Raw genomic sequence first — 17580 nt, forward strand, 5'->3', positions numbered from 1 at the left:
CGTAGCAGCCAGGCGGCTGTTTCTTCAGGGAGGTGTTCCGGCAGCAGTAGCCGGACAGCTTCTTTTGCGGGGTCAGATGGTTGCGGTCGCCACGATTACGTATGCTATCGCCAATAGGATCAGCACTGCACCGATCCAGAAGATGACACGTTTTGCCTGTTTTTCCTGTTTCTGTTCCCGTGCTTTGCGGTTCAGTTTGCTTCTTTCACTCATAGTTATATTTTTTTAAAAGGTTGATTCTTTTTAGGCGATGAGCGGTGATGATGACCTCCTCATCCCCTCCGGGGGGAGGGGGAGGCCGTGGGTGTGATGAGCCTTGGGCCAACCGGCTTCTGCAGCCGCTCCCCTCCTTCAGAGGGTCGGAGAGAGAGGGCTACTCTTCTGACGGGAACTCCATCAGGTAAGCCTTGATGAAGGCGTCAATCTTGCCGTCCATCACGCCATCCACGTCCGATGTCTGGTAATTGGTGCGGTGATCCTTCACCCGCCGGTCGTCGAAGACGTAGCTGCGGATCTGGCTGCCCCACTCGATCTTTTTCTTTCCGGCCTCAATCTTCGCCTGCTCCTCCATGCGTTTCTTCATCGCACGGTCGTAGAGCTGAGACTTCAGAAGCTGCATGGCCTTGGCACGGTTCTTGGGCTGGTCGCGCGTTTCCGTATTCTCGATGAGGATTTCTTCCTGCTCTCCTGTGTCCGGATCTTCATACTGGTAACGCAGGCGGACACCCGACTCCACCTTGTTGACATTCTGTCCGCCGGCACCGCTCGATCGGAAAGTGTCCCAGCTGACACGTGCCGGATCGACATATACCTCGATGGTATCGTCCACCAGCGGCGTGACGAAAACGCTGGCGAAACTCGTCATGCGCTTGCCTTGTGCATTGAACGGACTGACGCGGACCAGACGGTGTACGCCGTTCTCGCTCTTCAGATAGCCGTAGGCGTATTCTCCGCCCTCGAACTTCATCGTCACGCTCTTGATGCCGGCCTCGTCCCCTTCCTGGATGTCGGAGACGGTCACCTTGTAGCCGTGCGCCTCCCCCCAGCGCATATACATCCGCATGAGCATGGATGCCCAGTCCTGGCTCTCCGTGCCGCCGGCACCGGAGTTGATCTTCATCACGCACTCCATCGGGTCTTCCTCCTGGCGCAGCATATTCTTGAGCTCCAGGTCTTCGATCACCTTGAACGCCTTGTCGTAAGCCGTATCGACCTCTTCCTCCGTGACGAGTTCGTCCTTGTAGAAATCAAATGCGAGCTGTGCCTCGTCTGTCAGCGACCGCGCCTCATCGTAGCCTTTGATCCACTTTTCTATTTCCTTGACTTTCTTCATCTGCTCCTGTGCGCGCTTCGGGTCGTCCCAGAAGTCGGGAGCCTGTGTGCGGAGCTGTTCTTCTTCAAATTCTATCCGCTTCCTGTCGATGTCAAGATAGCGGTGCAGTGCGTCGGTACGCACTTGGATGTCTTTTAGCTGGTCTGCTGTTATCATTGTTTCTTTTTTCTTTTATCGGTGTATGCGGGGGCGGCTCCTGCCGAGGCTAGCAGGACTAGCAAGACTGGCGGGGACTGTCAACAGCGGTAATACTGTCTCAGAAGAGCTCCGTTGACGCGTCCGGCTGGCCATCCACCCTTTCGCTTATTCCTCATACATCTTGTCAATCACGTCCTGGTAACGGCGGTTGACCACCGAACGCTTCAGTTTCAGCGTATTCGTCAGCTCACCGCTCTCCATCGAGAAATGATGCGGAAGGAGGGTGAAACGCTTGATCTGCTCGTAGGGTGCGAGCCGCTGCTGCAAGGTGTCGATGCGCTCACGCATCATTGCATTGACCTGCCTGTTCCGGCACAGATCTTCCCGGTCCTTGAAGCCGATATGGTTCTCCTTGGCCCATTCTTCCAGCACGCTGTATTCCGGAACGATCAGTGCAGAGACGAACTTCCGCTGGTCGGCGATGACGGAGACCTGCTCGATGAACTTGTCCACCAGCAGCATTCCTTCCACCATCTGCGGTGCCACGTACTTGCCGTTGGAGGTCTTGAAGAGGTCTTTGATGCGCTCCTTCAGGAACAGCTCTCCGTCCTTCAGGTAACCGGCGTCACCTGTATGGAAGAAGCCGTCCTTGTCGAAAGACTCCGCATTCGTTGTTTCACGGCGGAAATAGCCCGGCGTGATCGTCGGTCCTTTCAGCATCACTTCTCCCGTATCACTGATTTTGATCTCGATGCTGTCTATCGGCCGTCCTACAGAACCGATGGTGTAAGGCTCGCCCAGACGGTCGCAGCTGACCGTGGCCAGACTTTCCGTCAGACCGTAGCCGACGATCATGTTCAGGCCGATGCTGTGTACGAACTCCTCGACCTCCGGTGAAACGTAGGCACCCGCTGTCGGGAAGATGTTCGGATGTTCCAGTCCCAGCTGTTTGCGGACGAGGCTCAATATCGTCCTGTTGACGACTTTGTACTCCATCTCCAGTGCCAGCGGGACACGTCTCCCTCGTGCCAGATACTGTACGTTGCGTTTCCTTCCGACACCCAGAGCGTGATAGAAGAGCTTGCGCTGGACGGCGCTGGAATTGTCCATGCGTTCTTTGACGGCTACAAAGACCTTCTCCCAGAATCGGGGTACGGCCGACATGCACGTCGGATGCGTCTCCCGCATGCTCTGCTGGATCTCCTTCGGATAAGTGTTCACAATCATCTGCGCACCCTCCGAGAGGGCAAGGTAGGACCATCCGCGTTCGAAGACGTGCGTGAAAGGCAGGAAATTGATGATGCGGTCGTTTTCGTTCACTGCAACACATTTTCCGTTCGCCTCCAGGGCGGCACGGTACATCCTGTAGGTCAGCAAGACGCCCTTGCTCTCGCCTGTCGTCCCGCTTGTATAAAGTATGTTGCAAATGTCCTCGTCGTTCGCTTCCGCCCAGCGTTCCTCAACTTCCGGTTCCCGGGGCAGTCCCTCTCCTAACTTCAGGAAATCCTCGAAATAGATGCTGTTGGGGTCATGCGAGCTGATGCGCACGCTCGGGTCGAAGACGATGATGCGTTCCAGCGTCGGACAGAGCGCGGCGACGCGGTGCGCCTTGTCATACTGCTCCTGTTCGCCTGCGAAAAGGAATCTTACGCTTGCATTCTGGATCATGTATTGTATCTGCTGCTCTGAGCTGGTGGCGTAAAAGGGAATGCTGATTACGCGGACACCGTATGCACCGAAGTCAGTGTAAAGATACTGTATGCAGTTCTGTGCGAATACTGCGATTGTCTCCTGCGGTTTCATTCCGAGGTTCAAAAGGGCGTTTGAAACCTCCTTCACCCGCATTGAAAACTGGTTCCATGAGACATTCTTCCACTTCAGACTGCCGAAGCTGCGGAAAGTCAGTGCCGTTTTCGATCCGTATTTCTTGGCTTGTTCGTGAATAAGAACAGAAAGATGACTGTTTGTCTGCATTGTTTTCTGGTTTTATGTATGCTGCAAAAAAACATGGGAGAGGGCAAAAGAGACTTGCTTTCAACCTGCCGGTGCAGTTTATTTCTGCAAATATAAACATTTATCTGCAAAACAGAAAATAATTTAAGTGTTTAATTGCAATTTCCCTCTCTCCCTCCCTCTTGTTCTATTGCGAAGAAAAGAACAATAATGTTCTTTCGCAGAGCACTCCTTCCTGTCTGGAAATTGACCGGATTCCCTCCGGAATCCTACCGGCCGTCACCCGGATTCCAAACAAGCCTTACTTGGACTTCAATCAGGCCTCACTTGGGCTTCAATCAGGCCTTGTTTGCACGGCAATCAGGCACCTCTTTCCAACGGGTCTGTAACCAACTGAAAATCAGACAGCTCGAAACCTGCTTTTTGCGGACATGAAAGCCCGTCGGCATCCGCATTCCACGGCCTCTCCGCAGAATCCTTTTTTTACCTTCACAGACAACCGTCATTTCTGCCGACGGAGGATTGCGGGCGACAGAAGTCGTATGACAGGACGAGGCCCGGAGAAGAGTCTTCACATCACTCCTCTCCGGGCCTCCCATATATAATAAGGTGTCAGCCGGATCAGCGCAGCCACTGTTCCGGGTTCAGCTTGGCCGTCTCCTTGCGCAGCTGGAACTGCAGAATGCCGCTCCTGCCGACGGTTCCGATGGTCTGCCCTGTGCCTACTTTCTGTCCCTTGCCGACACTGACGGAACCGAGGTTGGCGTAGACGGTGATGTAGATACCGTGGCGGATCATCACCACGCTCATGCCGCCTGCCATGAAGACACCGCTCACCTCGCCCATGAAGACGCTGCGGACAGCACTTCCCGGTGCGCCTTTGATGTTGATGCCGTCGTTGTTCAGGCGGATGTTCGACATGCCGGCAACGTTGTACTGGCCGAAATGGCTGACGATGTGTCCCGACAGCGGCATCGGCAGCCGTCCGCGGTTGTTGGCGAAACTGCCGGTTATGGCACGGTCGGCAGAGCTGAGCATGTCATTGCTCTCTGCCGCCGAAGCCCTTGTAGCAGCTGCCTCACGGGTCGCCCGCTCCCGGTCGGCCGCCGCCTTGCGCTCGGCCGCCACACGGGTGGCCTCAGCCTCCCGGGCAGCCTGGTCGGCACGTGCTTTCTCCTGTGCGGCCTTTGCCTCTGCCCTCTCCTGGTCGGCACGGGCTGCAGCTTCCTGTTGTTCGGCCTTGCGGATGGCCCGTTCACGGGCGGCAGCACGCTCCTTCTGCAAGGCCTCCTGCCGTGCCTTTTCGGCTGCGGCGCGGGCTGCGGAGGCACGTGCCGCAGCTTCCTGGCGTGCTTTCTCAGCCGCTTCTGCCGCCGCACGTGCCTCCGCCTTGGCTTTCTCCTCACGTGCCCTCGCCTCTGCGATGCGCCGCGCATTCTCGCGTGCCGCCGCTTCGGCCGCCGCCTTCTTGCGGGCCAGCTCCTCTGCGCGTTTCTTCGCAGCGGCCGCCCGTGCCGCCGCCTGCGCCTTGGCTTCAGCGATGGCACGGGCACGTGCCTTCTGTATCTCTATCTGGATGAGGCGGTCGATCTGTGCATTCAGTGCCTGCTGCTGCTGGCGGCGCTGTGCGATTACTCCCTGAAGCACCTTCTGGTCGTTCTGCAGAGAGGCCACGACTGCCTGCTGTTCGACACGCTTGCGTTCCATCTGGGCGTGTACCTGCCGGTCCTTGTAGAGCAGACTGCTCTTGTTGCCGCGTACCTGTCTCAGCTGGGTATGCTTCTGGTCCACCTGCTGCTGCTTGGCCTTGAGCTGTTCGCCCTGTGCCCGCTGGTAGGCGGCATACTCCCGCACGAAGCGGAGGCGGCGGTACATCTGCGTCAGGCTCTTGGCCGAGAAGACGAACATGAGCTTGTCCTGTATGCTGCGGTGGCGTGCCATGTAGCGCATGGAGCGGATGAAGCGGGCGCGCCGTTCGCCCAGCTGCGCTTCAAGGGAGGAGAGCTGTCCCTTCAGGATGCCGATGTTCGTGTCCAGTCCCTTGATGTCGGTGGCGATGTTGTTGATGGTCTTCTGGTGCTGTCCGATCTCCGTATCGAGGCGGACGATCTTCTGCAGGCGGTTGTCGACATCCTTCTGCTTCACCTTCACTTCCTCCTCGTGTTCTGATATTTCCTTCTGCAGCTGCTGGTTCTGTTTCTGCAGGCCTTTGATTTCCTCCGTGGTCACGTAAGCCGGAGCTTTGGCACCTTTCCTGCCGGTACGCACATTGCGCCCTGCCGTCTTCCCATGTGTGCCCTGTACGGGCTTTGCCTGCGGTTGGCCTTTTACCTGTACCTGCCTGCCTTTAGCCTGTGGCTGTTCCTTGCCGGCGGTCTTCCGCTGCCCTTTGAGGCGGGAAGCCGGCATCCCGGTCATTATTTTATGTGCGTTCTTCTGTGCGGCCCCGCCTTTCCCGGTGCCGGTGGAGGGAGCCTGTATGGGCTGGATGACAGGTGTCTTCAGCTTTGCGCCGTTCTTCTTCGTATGCTGTGCAAAGACTGTCAGCATCCCGATCGACGAGAACAGGAATGATAGAAAAAGTCGTTTCATTTAAAAGTTCATTAGTTTGCCGAGGATTTCCTCTACGCTTACTTTCTTGTATTTGTCCGAAGGAGTTGTGAAAGGCTCCCAGTCGCCGGCGTCGCTGAAGCCGTCGAGTTCAAAGCTGGCTTTGAGCGTCTTCGCCGGCCGCTGACCGATGGCCGGCGTATGGATTTCTACCGACTGACTGGCGGGGAACTGCTTTGAGCCGAAGGGTCTGAAATCTTCATAGAACCAGGAAAGTTCTGATGTGCCGTGGGTGGGGCTGGTGTAAGAGACTGCGGTGTGTGCAATCTGATCCCATAGGGCCGGTATGACCCACTTGTAGGTCATCTTGCCATCCCTCAGAACGATTTTCGCACTGCCGTCAACCTCCAGCCGATGGGTGTCGACCGAGAACTGTGACATATCGGCCTCGCTCACTCTCTGCTGGCGGGGGATGAACAGCTGATTCCAGAAAAGCGCCTGGAGCGTGTAGAAGCTGATGCCGTTGTCACGCAGGAAGGCGACATCGTTGTAGCCTGCCTTTACGTATTGCTTGTGGATGCGGTCGATGAACAGGACATAATCCTTTGTGAACTCGATGCGTCCTATCTCGCTTCTGAGGATCGGAATGAGCAGCTGCAGACGGACGACCTCGTCCTTGCGCATACGGAGAATGCCCGGAACGGTGATGTCCTTGCGGCCGTTGTTGACCGTAAAAGTAAGGTTCGACACGACATTCTTCTGATAAAGCGCCTTGTCGGATATGTGCTGTACGTAGGAAAGTTTATGGCTGGTCGAGTCCGCTGCCGGCCGGGGCGTGTCGCCGGGCGCGGGCTTCTGCTCCATCAGCGTTTTATGTGTACCGCATGAAGCCAGTAGGAGAGCCGTCATGCCGGCAAGCAAGATCTTTGTCGTTTTCATTCTGCTATGTATTTTTTCAGTTGTATCTTCTTTTTCAGTGTGGCACTCGCATTGCCCCCTTCGAGCGACTGCCGCCAGTACTCGAGGGCCTTCTCCATGTCGCCGGTCTGCGCATAGATGTCGCCGGCATGTTCCTTGACGACCCCGCTGAGTGTCGAGTCGTTTCGGATGGCCTGCTCGATGTAGATCTTCGCCTCCTCATACCGTTTCTCCTGGAAGAGAATCCATGCGTAAGTGTCGAGGAAGGTGCTGTTGGAAGGTTCGGCCTTGATGGTCTTGTAGCTCATCTGCTCGGCCTTCGTGAGGTTCTTTTTCTCCACGCTGAGGTAATAGGCATAGTTGTTCAGCGCCGCCGTATTGTCCGGTTTCCACTGCAGGCAGCTGTCGTAGGCCTGGAAGGCCTCTCCGTTGCGTCCTTTCTCGTGGAGGATGTCGCCCATGATGGCGTAGAAGTCCGACACGATGTCGGGGTTGCTGTCGGGTCTGATCTGGTCGACTCCTTTCCGGAATGTCGCCAGGGCGGCATCATTCTCATGCTTCTGGTACTGCGCCATTCCCTGGAAGTAATAGAACGCCATCTCGTCCGGATTGTATTCCAGAGCCGGCCGGCAGATGGCGATCACCCGGTCGTAGTCCTCCGTCTCCCAGATGTTCTGGATGAGGAAGATCCTCGCCCTCGAATTGTCGGGTTCTGCTTCTATGGCCTGTTCGTAGACCCGGTTGATGTCGGCCTTCGGCATTTTGCGGAGTGTCATGTAGGCCGCTTTCAGCATGAGGATGTCGGCATTTTCCTGCGGGGTCGCCAGGGCCGTGGAGAAGAGGCGCATGACTTCCGTGCTGTCGGGGTTGTTGTCTTTCTGACTGGCTGCTATGACCTGCCGCAGCAGTTCCACCTTTGTATTCTGCTCCGTCTTGGCCGACTGCAGGAGTTCCTGCCGGATGGCATTTACAGTCGGCTGGTCGCCGATGCTGTTGTAGTAATCCATCATCGAGAGCCGGGCGGGCGAGTTGGCAGGATCTTCCTTCAGCACGTCGCGGTATTTCTGCAGGGCTTCCTTCTTCTTGCCGTTCTGCAGAAGCCAGTTCCCGAACATCACCTGGTAGTTGAGGTCGAGTGGATGGCTGTCGACAAGCGACTTCAGTTCGTCATACTCCTTGCGTTTCTCCCCCAGCTGCTCGTAGATCTGCATCTTGCTGAGCGAGATCTGCTCGTTGCTGCCTTCGACGGTCTCCAGCCGTTCCAGCGTACTGATCATCTTCCGGTAATCATTCTGCGAGCCGTAGAGCTGGTAGAGCAGCTGCAGCACGTCGGTGCGTGCCTTGTTGGAATCATAGAGCCGTTCATAGGCTCTGATGGCGTCGGGATAATCTTTCTGCGTCACGTAGAGCTGTCCGAGCTTCTCCTGATAGGCCGTGTTGTCCGGGTCAAGTGCCGCCGCCTTCTCGAAGTATGCACGTGCCAGGGAGTCGTTCTTCATGTCCACATAATAGCCCGCCAGCTGGAAATACACCTCCGGCGCCAGCGGATTGAGGTCACGGGCATGGCACAGGAGGTCGAAGGCAGCTGTCAGGTTGCCCATGTCCTGCTGCCGCAAAGCCTCCAGATAGAAGTAATCATAGCTTTGCAGACTGTCCTTCCGGTCGGCCTGCACCGCCAGCGAAGCCCCCGTCAGCAGCAGGACGAGGAAAAGCCGGCGCGTCTTTTTGACGTTCAGTATATTCTTGTCGAACATTTATCGGATCCCTTTCTCTGTCTTCACTTCAGGCCTGTATGTCCGTAGCCGCCTTCGCCCCGTTCGGTCTCGTCCAGCTCTTCCACCTCGGCAAACGCCGCCTGTTCGTGGCGTGCGATGACCATCTGGGCGATGCGTTCACCGTCGTTGACAGTGAAAGGCGCATTGGACAGGTTGATGAGCAGCACCATGATTTCTCCCCGGTAATCGGCGTCGACCGTGCCTGGAGAATTGAGGACGGTCAGCCCGTGCTTCAGGGCCAGTCCGCTGCGTGGCCGCACCTGTGCCTCGAATCCGGCAGGAAGAGCGATGTGAAGTCCTGTAGGAATGAGCCTCCGCTCCATGGGCTGCAATACAATCGGGGTGTCGATATTGGCACGGAGATCCATCCCCGCACTCTGTGAAGTGGCATAGGCAGGAAGCTGCTGATGCCCTTTATTGATTACTTTTATCCGTATCATTGTCATATAATAAGGTGCAAAATTAAGCAATTAATACCATAAAACTATATTTATACGGGCTAAAAAGATGGTTTTTAGCCAATTTTAATTACTTTTGCGTGTGGCTTTCAATATTCCGCCTCAACCCGACACCCCGTCGGCAATTCATCAACACCCAACACTTATGGACTGGCAACGACTCATCTCCAACAAGCGGCTCGGACAGGAAGACCGGCACGCACTGCGGCACGACGACCGCTCCGAGTTCAAACGCGACAGCGACCGGCTGATTTATTCCGCACCGTTCCGGCGGCTGCAGAACAAGACCCAGGTGTTTCCGCTTCCGGGCAGCGTCTTCGTACACAACCGCCTTACCCACTCGCTGGAGGTGGCTTCACTGGGCAAGTCGCTGGGCGATGACGTAGCACGGAAACTGACGGAAGTCCATCCGGAGCTGCGCGGGACGCTCTTCGAAGAGATCGGCACGATCGTACAGACAGCCTGCTATGCGCACGACATGGGGAATCCTCCGTTCGGTCACAGCGGCGAGAAGGCCATCCAGGCATTCTTCATCGAAGGGCCGGGAGCCGGTCTGGAGAAGGATGTGAGCCGCCGCTTCTGGGACGACATCACCCACTTCGAGGGCAACGCCAACGCCTTCCGTCTGCTCACGCACCGTTTCCTGGGCAGAAGGGAGGGCGGATTCGTCATGACTTACAGTACGCTGGCCAGCATTGTGAAGTACCCCTTCAGCTCTTCCTATGCAGGGAAGCACGGCAAGTTCGGATTCTTTGCCACGGAGGAGAAAACGTATCAGAAGATAGCAGACGAACTGGGCATCATCCGCAAAGACGGTTCGGCGGAAGGCATCTGCTACGTCCGACATCCGCTGACCTATCTGATGGAGGCAGCAGACGATATCTGCTATGAAATCATGGACATCGAGGATTCGCACAAGCTCAAGCTCCTGTCGTTCGAGGAGACCGCCGATCTGCTTCTCGGCTTTTTCGATGAGCAGGCGAAGCAGAGCATCCGCAGGCGGATAGAGGAGGAAGGGGTGACCGACCGGAACGAACAGGTGGTTTACTTCCGGGCCTGTGCCGTAGGCCTGCTGGAGGCAGAGTGCGTCAGGGTCTTTGTCGAACGCGAGGAGGATATTCTCAACGGGACGTTCGAGGGGTCGCTCATCCAACATATCTCCGAGCTGCCCTGTCAGGCTTACAGGCACTGTACGGAGGTGTCCAAAGACAAGATTTACCGCAGCAAGGCCGTTCTCGACGTCGAGCTGTCAGGCTACAAGATCATGGAGACGCTCATGGAAGCCCTCATCGGTGCAGCTGTCGAGCCGGACCATTTCCACAGCCGGCAGCTCATCCACCGCTTCTCCAGCCAGTACGACATCCAGAGTCCCGACAAGGAGACCCGCATCATGGCGGTGCTCGACTATATCAGCGGCATGACGGACATCTATGCTCTGGACATCTATCAGAAGATAAACGGAATCAGCCTGCCGCTGGTATAGTGAAGCCTCCCCCAGCCTCTTAGAAGGAGGGGAGTGCCTGACGGAAGCCAGTCAGGGTAAGACTCATCACCACCCATCATCGCCTATCACACCGCCCATCACCACCTATCACCGCTTATGGAAAATCAATATAAGAAAACCTTCCCCGACCTCATGGCTGGGAAGAAAATCATCTACGTTCACGGCTTCATGTCAGCCGGATCCACCCACACCGCACAGATTCTGCGCGACTACATGCCCCAGGCAACCGTCATCGCCCCCGACCTCCCCATACATCCCGAAGAGGCGATGGAACTGCTGCGGAATCTCGTCGGCACAGAGAAGCCCGACCTCATCATCGGCACGTCGATGGGAGGCATGTACACGGAGATGCTCTATGGCATCGACCGCATCTGCGTAAACCCTGCTTTCCAGATGGGAGCAACCCTTACCGAGAGCAATATGATGGGGAAACAGGTCTACCAGAACGAACGGCAGGACGGCGTACAGGAGGTCATCGTTACCAAAGCACTGGTGAAGGAATACAGGGACATGACGGAGCAATGCTTCTCACAGGTGAACGAGGAGGAACGGCAGCACGTCTTCGGGCTCTTCGGCGATGCCGACTCCGTCGTACACACCTTCGATCTGTTCCGGGAGCATTACCCGCAGGCCATCCGCTTCCACGGAGAACACCGCCTCATAGAAAAGGCCATCTTCCACTATCTCATGCCGGTCGTCCGATGGATTGACGACCGTCAGGAGGGGTGCGAACGCCGGACAGTATTCATCGACCAGAACACCCTTGCCGACGGGTACGGAAAACCGAAGTCGAGCCTCCACAAAGCCTACGAGTTCTTACTCGACAACTACAACGTCTTCTTCGTCTGTCCTGCCCCGACGAACAGTCCGGAAGCCATTGCCAGACAGCAGGAATGGATTGAAGAGACCTTCAGTACGCCGGCATGGAATCACGTCGTCTTCACCAACCAGCCACAGCTTCTTTATGGCGACTACCTCATCAGCAGCACCGGAAACGACGACTTCCTCGGAACAACACTGCACTTCGGCAGCGATGAGTTCAAGACCTGGGAAGAAATCATCACTTTCTTTGAACGCCTGGGAGGACAGTAAAGAACAGGGCAAAGCTATCTTTGCGGAATTATTTTCGTGAAAAGAAATATTTTTCTTCATGAAAAGAAATGTTTTTCTTCGTGAAAAGAAATTCTTCTCTTCATGGAAATAATTCAGGACAAGTGCCGTCTGACTGCAAAGACAATCTGTAATGACCCGGTTTCAAGGCAACAGCTTTCACACAGGACATACACTAAAGATTCCGTCCTCACGCACTGCATAATTTCAACTCCTCTTCTTCGGGAAGGACGGAGAGATACTTTTCTATGGCACACGAACTTTTCACACGCATCGCCGACATCCTCTCAGCGCCGGCAGAAGCACAGCCGCGCATCATGCACGAGGCACTCGTCATCGCCTGTCACGAAGGACTGAAGGAGACCCGCCACGGTTTCGGCAACCTCTCGTCGCAGGTAGAGTCGCTCTGCCGGCAGCATAACATAGCTCCACAGGACATCGTCGCCATCCAGAAGATGCGCCGGCACAGCAATTCCAGCGCACCCGTCCTGCCCGACGACGTGGCTTACGACTGCCGTGCCCTCGCTCTCTTCGTCTCTGCCGTCGTACAGGAGCCGGTCCCCCCGTTCCTTGTCGGCAGGATACCGGAACACGGACGCATGACGGAGCACATACAGATTGCAAACTACCGTTACATCCGCTGCATCGTAAGGAAGTGGAACGAGAAGACCATACAGGTGGCCGTGACCAACCAGGACTGCAGTGAGAAGCTCCTGACGGTAGACTATACGGACACGCCGGAATATGTCGACTTCAGCTATCTGCGACCGCTGCTGCGCGAGGGGATGCAGCTGAACCTCCTCGACTGCACCGTCACACACCGGAAGGTGGTGCCAAGGCTCATCGTCGTAGAGCCCGACTATCTGCTGGATATATCCGCCATCGCCAACTGCTTTGAGAGTTACGGGCATCACCCGCTGCTCTTCACGGTCAACCGGCTCGGTACACGGCCTGCCAACAAATACACCGTGCTGGGTAACTTCGCCGGGGCTGCACTCGATGACATCATCAACCATCCCGGACACTACGACATCAAGGACACCTTCCGCTCCAACTTCCGGGAGAAGGCACTGGACTTCGCCACCTGCCCCGACTTTGATGCCGCAGCCTTCAAGCAGGAGGCCGGACGGCAGGTGGAGAACATCAAGGACATTGTGGATGAAATCTTCCGCACTTTCGACCGTAGAAAAGCCATCCTCGAGCCGTCTTTCGTCTGCGAACAGCTGGGCATACAGGGACGTGTGGACCTGATGACGACCGACCTGAAGCTGCTTGTCGAACAGAAGTCGGGCAAGAACATCTTTATCGAACGCAAGTTCCGGAATCCGCACGGGTCACTCCATGTGGAGAAACATTATGTACAGCTGCTCCTCTACTACGGCATTCTGCAATACAACTTCCGCCTTACCCCGAAACAGGCACACATCCGGCTGATGTACTCGAAATATCCTCTGCCCGACGGACTGCTCGAGGTGGAGCCGCTGCAATCGCTCCTGCACGAGGCCATCCGCTTCCGCAACCAGGCCGTGGCGACGGAGTTCTGGATGGCAGAGAACGGATTTGGCAGAATACTGCCACTGCTTACCCCACAGACATTGAACACCGGGAAACAGAACGACCGGTTCTATCATGAATACCTCCTGCCACAGCTTACGGAGACGCTTGCACCCCTCCACCGGCTCGACAGTCTGGAACGGGCCTACTTCATGCGTATGATGACCTTCGTCATCAAGGAACAGCTTGTATCGAAAGTGGGAGCACAGGAGGGCGTGGGAAACAGCTGTGCCGACCTCTGGAACATGCCCCTGGCAGAGAAGAAAGAGACAGGCAACATCTACACAGAACTGACTCTCATGGGCAAAGAACGCAGCACTTCGTCCAACGGCTACGACACGGTGACACTCTGCATACCCCGGCAGGGGGATGACTTCCTGCCGAATTTCCGCAGAGGAGACATGGTCTACCTCTATGCGTACAGGAAAAACGAAGAACCGGACGTGCGGAAAAGCATTCTCTTCAAGGGATCGCTGCAGGAGATACACAGCGACCGGATCGTCGTACACCTCAGCGACGGACAGCAGAACCCCGACCTGATCAGCGGAGAACGCTTCGCCATCGAACATGCCGGAAGCGACATCGGCGGCACATCGGCCATCCGGAGCCTCTACACGTTCATCACTTCGGAAACAGACCGCCGCCGGCTGCTCCTCGGCCAGCGTGCGCCACGTGTGGACAAGACTTTGAGATTGTCGCACAGTTACCATCCCGGTTATGACGAGATTCTCCTGAAAGCAAAGCAGGCGCAGGACTATTTTCTCCTCATCGGTCCTCCGGGGACGGGGAAGACCTCACAGGCACTGCAGTTCCTTGTGCGTGAACAGTTAGCAGAATGTAATAATGTTCAAAGCCCAAAGCCCAAGGCTCAAAGTTCAATCCTTCTCCTGGCCTATACAAATCGTGCTGTCGACGAGATCTGCAACATGCTTTCAGCGAACAAGCTCGATTATATCCGCGTGGGTAATGAGTTCAGTTGTTCCCCGGAATACAGCGACCATCTGTTACAGGAGGTCATCGACGGGAACCCGTCTCTTCACACCATCAGGTCGACCTTAGAGAATGCGCGGATTGTGGTAGCCACCACCTCAACGATGAATTCCCGTTCTGCCCTGTTCAACATCAAGCAGTTTGACCTCGCCGTCATCGACGAGGCGAGTCAGATATTAGAACCGAATATTATCGGGCTGCTGACAAGCCGGCACGGGGAAGAGCGGGCAATCCGGAAGTTCATACTGATCGGCGACCACAAACAGCTGCCGGCGGTTGTGCAACAGAGTGATGCGGAAGTGATTGTCGAAGACGAAACACTGGAAGCTATCCACCTCACCTCCTGCGCCAACTCCCTCTTCGAGCGGCTCATCCTCACAGAGCGGGCAGCAGGACGCACAGACTTCATCGGCACACTGCACAGACAAGGACGAATGCACCCTGAAATTGCCGATTTTGCCAACCGCAGGTTCTATGCGAAAGAGCAACTGGAATGTGTGCCCTTGGCGCATCAGCTGGAACGGACCTTGCCTTATCATGAAGTAAGCGAAGACGAGACTGACGACATCTTGAAGACCCATCGCATGATCTTCATTCCTTCAAAACCCTGCCGGGAACTGAATGTTTCCGAAAAGGTAAACACGGAAGAAGCACGGATCATTGCCGATCTGCTCCGCCGTCTGCACCGGCAGCTCGGCAGCGACTTCAATCCGCAGAAATCCGTGGGAGTCATCGTTCCCTACCGCAATCAGATAGCCATGATTCGCAAGGAAATCGAGAAACTCGGCATCCCGGGACTGGAAGAAATCAGCATCGACACGGTCGAACGCTACCAGGGCAGCCAGCGTGACATCATCCTCTATTCCTTCACGATTCAAAGCCGTTACCAGCTCGATTTCCTCACCGCCAATACTTTCTATGAGGACGGCCAGCCCATCGACCGGAAGCTGAACGTCGCCATCACACGGGCACGCAAGCAGCTGGTTCTTACCGGCAATGAGGCAACGTTAAGACAGAACCCGCTCTTCGCAGAACTCATCGACTACATCAAGGAAAAAGGTGGCTACTACGAAGACGGCTGTTGAAACGGTATGTGGAAAAGTACAGCCGGCAGGTTGTAATATACAAGGAAAAACATTATTTTTGCAATGTGTTTAGATGGAAGATGTCGTATGCCGGAAGGCGTTAAGCGTATGATTATGATGAGGAAAAAGACACTTTTCTTATTGCCGGTTCTTTGTGTGATGCTCCTGTCGTGTACGGACAGGAAACCTGTCAGCAGCGTTCATGAGGAACCGGTATTGCGGAAAGATACAGTCTCCGCAAAGAAAATGGAGGTTGCAGAAACCGTGAAAGCGAAGCCGCTTACGTATAAGATTCTTGTACCCTTCCTCTATCGCCTGTGTGACCCGGACACGCTGATAGACAGGGACTGGGCTGAACTTTACCAGCAAGGAAAGGATTATTACGTTGGAAAGGCGCATTATCGAATTCGGAAAGAGGAAGACCCCTGTACAGGTGATTTGGCATCAGACCTGCGGGGAAAGCGGAAAACGATTCTGTTTGTCAATCAGCTGCCCATAAGAATGGGAAAGGTACAGGTGGCCGACGTTGAACTCTCAGACAGTTCTTACCTTGAACCCGGTACTGTCCGTAATTTCACTTTTTCCGGGAAACGTTACAAGTTGGAGGCAAAGGCGAAAGGGGAGGACATCTACAAGAATTACTGTCTGCTGCTGAACGGAGAGCGGATTGTCCGGCAAGCGCAGGTGGATGATGCTTGGTTCCGTCTTCTCTTTGCCGGCGACCTGGATGGTGACGGGAAGCTGGACCTGGTTCTTTCGGTACCGGCACATTATGAGAATCTCAGGGTCGTGCTGTTTCTGTCATCTTGTGCGCAGGGCGGGCAGCAGCTTGGGAAAGCCGCCGTGGTAGATGACGACTTCAGCTGTTAGTCCCGGCCTGTGTCTTGTGTTTTGTTAGAAAGTACACTTTAAGATTAGAATATGGAACAACACTGTCTTCACTTGACATTGGGTTACAGACATTGGCACGTTCAGAACAGGTGTTCTCTTATCACTCCGGTGCTGACCGTGAGATGCAACGTATGACGCCAGACTTGGCATATGGTCATGACAAACTTGCGGGTGAGGCTTTCCGTGCATCACTGGGAATGTTCTCAAAACCCGCACGACAGCATGCACTGCCACGTGTCAGCAATGAAACGGAGCTCATCAATTACATGGGACGTAAGCAAGCTGCTGAGACTGCTGAGACACATTATATCACAGCTGAGAGTCAGGTACCGATCCTGCGTGTAGGTTCCGTTATAAGTCTCTACAGTTCATTCTTGGAACGTGTAGGAGACCTATCAGAAGAGAGTTTGGGTAACTTTATCATTATCGAGATAACCCATGAGGTGAGCCAAGGAAGCTACTACAAAAACCGCTTCAAGGCTATCCCTGCAACGATAAAAGCACTGCCAAGTCCAAAGGTTCGTATGCCATTAGCAGAAACACAGATGGCAACTGTGCTTAGCAATGCTGACCCACAGGGTAAAGGCCGTGTGCGCGTGCGTATGAATTGGCAAACGGATGGTATGCAGACAGGGTGGGTGCGTGTGATGACACCAGATGGCGGTAGCAGTAAGGACGTAAGGAGCAATCGCGGTTTTGTATTTATCCCAGAGGTAGGCGACCAAGTCCTCCTCGGTTTCCGTCATGGAGACCCTGCAAGACCATATGTTATGGGTAGCCTGTTTAACGGAACTACAGGTAGCGGAGGCTTTGCTGCCAACCACAAGAAAAGTCTTACCACCCGAAGCGGTTCGACCGTCACCTTTGACGATACCGCCCACACTATCCTTCTACAAACAACTCGTGCCAATAAAATCTTCATTGACGAATTAAATGGCACCATCACCATATCTTCTGCCGAAGAAGTAAATGTCAACACAAAGAATGTCAACATCAATGCATCAGAGAACATGAATGTAAATGTGGGTAAGAACTTCACAATGCAGGTGGGAGAACAGTCGTCTGTCAGTATCGGAAAAGATTCTTCGCTTTCTATAAATGGAAGTTCCGTATTGAGTATAATGGAAAATGTCAAATCGACTATTAGTGGTGACCAAACGACCGACATTTATGGTAATATGAACTTAAGCGTTATGAAGTCAGTTAAAACAAAAATAAGTGAAGACTCAACTTACGAATCGTATGGGGTCACCACAATTACATCACAAGATAATTTATACCTTAAAAGCAGCACCAATGTGGATATAGCTAAAGAATAAGA

Annotated in this window: 11 protein-coding genes and 1 pseudogene; 5 read left to right on the forward strand and 7 right to left on the reverse strand. The window is 54.8% G+C overall.

Translation table 11 applies throughout. The features are described 5' to 3' along the window. Positions 1-72 precede the first annotated feature (72 nt). From HMPREF9141_RS13590 to dut, 7 genes are all read right to left on the reverse strand, one after another. The gene (locus HMPREF9141_RS13590; protein ID WP_007368019.1) at positions 73-213 is read right to left on the reverse strand and encodes a hypothetical protein; all 141 of its coding nucleotides are present in this window, start codon (positions 211-213) and stop codon (positions 73-75) included. A gap of 160 nt (positions 214-373) precedes the next feature. Next, positions 374-1489 carry a peptide chain release factor 2 gene (gene prfB / locus HMPREF9141_RS07410; protein WP_007368020.1) on the reverse strand — a complete coding sequence of 372 codons (1116 nt, stop codon included), beginning with the start codon at positions 1487-1489 and terminating at the stop codon, positions 374-376. Positions 1490-1636: 147 nt separating this feature from the next. Continuing rightward, a complete protein-coding gene (locus HMPREF9141_RS07415) occupies positions 1637-3445 on the reverse strand; it encodes an AMP-dependent synthetase/ligase (RefSeq protein WP_007368021.1) in 1809 nt (602 codons plus the stop codon). A 600-nt stretch (positions 3446-4045) separates the two neighbouring features. Beyond that, a complete protein-coding gene (locus HMPREF9141_RS07420; RefSeq protein ID WP_007368022.1) occupies positions 4046-6016 on the reverse strand; it encodes a murein hydrolase activator EnvC family protein in 1971 nt (656 codons plus the stop codon). Further along, the gene (gene lolB1 / locus HMPREF9141_RS07425) at positions 6017-6913 is read right to left on the reverse strand and encodes a lipoprotein insertase outer membrane protein LolB1 (RefSeq protein WP_007368023.1); all 897 of its coding nucleotides are present in this window, start codon (positions 6911-6913) and stop codon (positions 6017-6019) included. Then, a complete protein-coding gene (locus tag HMPREF9141_RS07430) occupies positions 6910-8646 on the reverse strand; it encodes a tetratricopeptide repeat protein (protein WP_007368024.1) in 1737 nt (578 codons plus the stop codon). The genes lolB1 and HMPREF9141_RS07430 overlap by 4 nt, the downstream gene beginning before the upstream one ends. A 23-nt stretch (positions 8647-8669) precedes the next feature. Next, entirely contained in the window at positions 8670-9107 is a 438-nt protein-coding gene (gene dut / locus HMPREF9141_RS07435) for a dUTP diphosphatase (protein WP_040554669.1), read from the reverse strand. A 163-nt stretch (positions 9108-9270) separates the two neighbouring features. Between dut and dgt the strand changes: the two genes are divergently transcribed. From dgt to HMPREF9141_RS13875, 5 genes and pseudogenes are all read left to right on the forward strand, one after another. Then, the gene (dgt, locus tag HMPREF9141_RS07440) at positions 9271-10608 is read left to right on the forward strand and encodes a dGTP triphosphohydrolase (protein ID WP_007368026.1); all 1338 of its coding nucleotides are present in this window, start codon (positions 9271-9273) and stop codon (positions 10606-10608) included. Positions 10609-10725: 117 nt separating this feature from the next. Continuing rightward, positions 10726-11721, forward strand: a complete 996-nt coding sequence (locus HMPREF9141_RS07445; protein WP_007368027.1) for a YqiA/YcfP family alpha/beta fold hydrolase — start codon at positions 10726-10728, stop codon at positions 11719-11721. Positions 11722-11987: 266 nt separating this feature from the next. After that, a complete protein-coding gene (locus tag HMPREF9141_RS07450) occupies positions 11988-15368 on the forward strand; it encodes a DEAD/DEAH box helicase (RefSeq protein ID WP_007368028.1) in 3381 nt (1126 codons plus the stop codon). Positions 15369-15614: 246 nt separating this feature from the next. Continuing rightward, the gene (locus HMPREF9141_RS07455; protein ID WP_257009584.1) at positions 15615-16238 is read left to right on the forward strand and encodes an FG-GAP repeat protein; all 624 of its coding nucleotides are present in this window, start codon (positions 15615-15617) and stop codon (positions 16236-16238) included. A gap of 38 nt (positions 16239-16276) precedes the next feature. Beyond that, a pseudogene (locus HMPREF9141_RS13875) lies at positions 16277-17578 on the forward strand (phage baseplate assembly protein V); the annotation flags it as partial. Positions 17579-17580: the final 2 nt, after the last annotated feature.

The sequence above is a fragment of the Prevotella multiformis DSM 16608 genome (assembly GCF_000191065.1).
Lineage (GTDB): Bacteria > Bacteroidota > Bacteroidia > Bacteroidales > Bacteroidaceae > Prevotella > Prevotella multiformis.

Excerpts from the sequence above, each read along its gene's own strand:
- HMPREF9141_RS13590 (WP_007368019.1), bottom strand. The coding sequence starts at position 213 with ATGAGTGAAAGAAGCAAACTGAACCGCAAAGCACGGGAACAGAAACAG.
- HMPREF9141_RS07445 (WP_007368027.1), top strand. The coding sequence starts at position 10,726 with ATGGAAAATCAATATAAGAAAACCTTCCCCGACCTCATGGCTGGGAAG.
- HMPREF9141_RS07455 (WP_257009584.1), top strand. The coding sequence starts at position 15,615 with ATGGAGGTTGCAGAAACCGTGAAAGCGAAGCCGCTTACGTATAAGATT.
- prfB (WP_007368020.1), bottom strand. The coding sequence starts at position 1,489 with ATGATAACAGCAGACCAGCTAAAAGACATCCAAGTGCGTACCGACGCA.
- dgt (WP_007368026.1), top strand. The coding sequence starts at position 9,271 with ATGGACTGGCAACGACTCATCTCCAACAAGCGGCTCGGACAGGAAGAC.
- HMPREF9141_RS07450 (WP_007368028.1), top strand. The coding sequence starts at position 11,988 with ATGGCACACGAACTTTTCACACGCATCGCCGACATCCTCTCAGCGCCG.
- dut (WP_040554669.1), bottom strand. The coding sequence starts at position 9,107 with ATGATACGGATAAAAGTAATCAATAAAGGGCATCAGCAGCTTCCTGCC.
- lolB1 (WP_007368023.1), bottom strand. The coding sequence starts at position 6,913 with ATGAAAACGACAAAGATCTTGCTTGCCGGCATGACGGCTCTCCTACTG.
- HMPREF9141_RS07415 (WP_007368021.1), bottom strand. The coding sequence starts at position 3,445 with ATGCAGACAAACAGTCATCTTTCTGTTCTTATTCACGAACAAGCCAAG.
- HMPREF9141_RS07420 (WP_007368022.1), bottom strand. The coding sequence starts at position 6,016 with ATGAAACGACTTTTTCTATCATTCCTGTTCTCGTCGATCGGGATGCTG.
- HMPREF9141_RS07430 (WP_007368024.1), bottom strand. The coding sequence starts at position 8,646 with ATGTTCGACAAGAATATACTGAACGTCAAAAAGACGCGCCGGCTTTTC.